At 40.1% G+C, this 319-nt stretch carries 1 pseudogene; it reads right to left on the reverse strand.

The window, feature by feature from the left end:
• Positions 1 to 126: 126 nt before the first annotated feature.
• Positions 127 to 319, reverse strand: a pseudogene (locus H5200_RS23555) (IS3 family transposase); the annotation flags it as partial.

Consider the following 319-nt stretch of genomic DNA (forward strand, 5'->3'; position numbering starts at 1 on the left):
TTCAAATTAAGGGGGAAAGTTATAGGATCAAAGAAAAGAAACAAGCCGGATTAATGGAAAACCTTAATAAATAGTGGATCATTATTCAAATGGTGGAGTGGATCACTTTTCGGTTGTTGTTGACAATTGTCGCGAATGAAGAAAGCGGTGGCTTTTTTTAATATATCATTATCCCTTAAAGCGCGCTGTAGCTTCTTCTCTAGCAATTGAATACGTTGCTGTTCTGGTGTGAGTGCTTGTACATTTCCCGGGCTCTTACCATCTAGCTCAGATAGATATTGTTGCTTCCAACGTGATACTGCTGACTTTCCTGCGCCAG

Source organism: Pseudoalteromonas sp. SG43-7, assembly GCF_014164295.1.
In the GTDB taxonomy this organism is placed as follows: Bacteria; Pseudomonadota; Gammaproteobacteria; order Enterobacterales; family Alteromonadaceae; genus Pseudoalteromonas; species Pseudoalteromonas rhizosphaerae.